The organism is uncultured Brachyspira sp., assembly GCF_910578695.1.
Taxonomy (GTDB): Bacteria; Spirochaetota; Brachyspiria; order Brachyspirales; family Brachyspiraceae; genus Brachyspira.
This window is the reverse complement of record NZ_CAJTQJ010000072.1, coordinates 1-2,889: the sequence shown is the minus strand read 5'-3', so window position 1 is coordinate 2,889 and position 2,889 is coordinate 1. Positions and strand designations below refer to the sequence as shown.

At 26.4% G+C, this 2,889-nt stretch carries 2 protein-coding genes; both read left to right on the top strand.

What is annotated here, in order from left to right; translation table 11 throughout:
* Positions 1-370: 370 nt before the first annotated feature.
* Positions 371-1,681, top strand: a complete 1,311-nt coding sequence (locus QZ288_RS11650; RefSeq protein WP_100555455.1) for an IS4 family transposase — start codon at positions 371-373, stop codon at positions 1,679-1,681.
* Between the two features lie 621 nt (positions 1,682-2,302).
* Complete coding sequence (locus QZ288_RS11645; protein WP_278928907.1) at positions 2,303-2,785, top strand: hypothetical protein; 483 nt, start codon at positions 2,303-2,305, stop codon at positions 2,783-2,785.
* Positions 2,786-2,889 lie beyond the last annotated feature (104 nt).

Genomic DNA, 2,889 nt, shown 5'->3' with positions numbered 1-2,889 from the left:
AGTGAACAAGAGAATCTTGCAATTATAAAAAAATATTTTCCTGAATTTACCACAACCCCTGGAGTTTTTTATGCAGAAAAAGGTAAAGAAAAAAATTATTTGAATTTTTCTATATCTGGTATGAATGAAACGGTTATTGATGAGTGGGTACAAAAATATAAACTTGATAAAAAATAAATTAACAGTTGTTTTATCAATGTCATTAAGTTAAGGAAATGATATTGAGGATATCGATATAAAAATATTGGTATCCTCTTTTTTTTTATAAAAAAGTGTTGACATTTAAATGAGTTTGTGAGGCTTATTATTCATATTTTTTATGAATAATAAGCCTATTGTTTATAGGTATGAACTTTTGGAGGTATGACTTATGAACAATTTTAACTCTCTTAGAAAAAATTTGAATCACTGCATTAAGATTTTGAATAATTCTCGTTCTCTTTTCGTTGAGAATCCTAATACTGATTTTATCCGTAATCGTAAACTTGATTTCTCTACTGTCATTAATAATATCATTTGTTTGGAAGCTGGTTCTTTGAAAGATGAATTATTGAAGCTTAATGACTATTCTATTGATACTCCTACTGCTTCAGCTTTTGTACAGGCCAGAAATAAAATTAAGATTGATGCTTTTAAATCTCTTTTTGATAATTTTAATAAAAAGACTTCAAAACTGAAAACTTATAAAGGTTATCGTCTTTTAGCTGTTGATGGCAGTGAAGAACCTATTGACAATACTTTTTATGACAAGGAAACAACTCTTCTGAAAAAAGGTATAAAGGATTTGACATATTCAGCTTTTCATATCAATGCAGGCTATGATCTTTTAGAATGCACTTATGATGATATTATTATTCAGGGTGAAGCAGTCTTTAACGAAAATAGTGCTTTCAATGAACTTGTGGATAGATACAAAGGTCATAAAGCCATATTCATAGCTGACAGAGGTTATGAATCCTATAATAATTTTGAACATGTCGTCAATTCTGGAAATAAATATCTTATACGAGTTAGAGATATAACTTCCAGCAAGAGTATAATGAAGAGTTTTGGTCCATATCCCGATACTGATGAATTTGATATAGATGTTTCAAGAATACTAACAATCAAACAAACAAATGAAATCAAGGCAAATCCACAAATATATAGATTTATACCATCTAATCACACTTTTGATTATCTAAGCAAAGAAAAACCATTCTATGATTTTCGATGTAGAACAGTAAGAATAAAAATAACTGAAGATACATATGAATGCATCATAACTAATCTTGACAGAGATGAGTTTTCTATTGAGGATATAAAGGAACTCTATAATAAAAGATGGGGAATAGAAACTTCATTCAGGCAGGTCAAATATGCGATAGGACTGCATGCATTACATTCAAAGAAAAGAAAACTTATCAAACAGGAGATATATGCAAGATTATTACTTTATAACTTTTGTCAAAGAATTGTACAGGATATAAAGATAATAAAAAAGAAGACAAAGTATACATATCAAATTAATTTTACAAGGGCATCGCATATCATAAGAAGGTTTCTAAACAAAAAAACGGGTAAAAAATCACCCGTTGAGAACCTGATAGCCAAAGAAATACTTCCTGTCCGACCAGGAAGAACAAGCACACGTCATGTTTCTGCCAAAAAAGTCGTATGTTTCAACTATAGGTTTGACTAACACACGACTATTATATACCTTTGGAAAAGCAGTTTCAAGACTGTACTTTTTTGTGTACATAAAATAAAGCCATAAGCATAGATTTTTTATATTCTATACTTATGACTTCTTTCTTATCTTCTTAACTTAATGACATTGATCTTGAGATAGCCTGTTTTTTCTAATCATTATATTGTTTTCTAGTCAAAAGTAAAAATAATATTTCTAGATTTAGCTAATTGTTTAAAAGATATTAAACTTTTTTTAATAGTATTAAATAATAAAAAAGCGTAGGTAAATCATGCAAATAGTGATATTAGTAATAATATAGATGAATCTTATAAAACATATCAATAAATGGGAGTTTAAATATATAATACGATATTATTTAATGTTAATTAGAAAAAGAATCAAATATTAATTTTTTTTAAAAATTAATAAGAGTGTGTGTTGAGTAATTTGAATATTATAGATAATACCATGAATAAATACAATTCATTTTAGAGATAATTGCACATTATAATGATTTATTTTCAATAAATAACAATAGGTGTTTTATTTGAAATAAATATGTTATATTATTTATTAGAAAAATATTAATAGGAAAGGAAAAGTATCATATAAATGGTATAGGAAAAAGAATTGAAAAAAAAGATTTTTATTTTTTTATTTGTCACAATTCTGCTTATTGGGTGTGGACCTAAAGATGTAAAAGCTGATAAAAAGTTAATTGGTACATTAAGTAGTTCAATGGATAATCAAACACTTAAATCAACTATTGAAATAGAGTATAACAGTGAAAGTGGTGTAGCTACTTATGGAATCTTTAAAACAAAATACAGTGGATTAGAGAAAACTGTAACGAATAATGAGATTTTGGCAGAGTTAATTAATCGTCAATCTATTGATGAACAGATAGAAGGAATTGAGGTTTCTTTAGAGGTTACAGATACTAGTTTTGATTTTGAAGAAAAGTGGGATTATAATAAAGTTGATATAGTAGCAGTTAAGGAGGCTGATGAACAACAAATAAGTTTTATTGAAAATGATAAATACTCTATTACGAAAATAAAAGAATTTTATAATAAGCAAGGATATACATTTAAAGAGAAAGAAATAAAATAAATTATATAAGCAAGTTGTCTATTTTAATAATTAGATGCTTGCTTTGTTTTTTTTAATAAATTATTTATAATAATTATTGAAAGTGTTTACAATTAAGTTTAAAA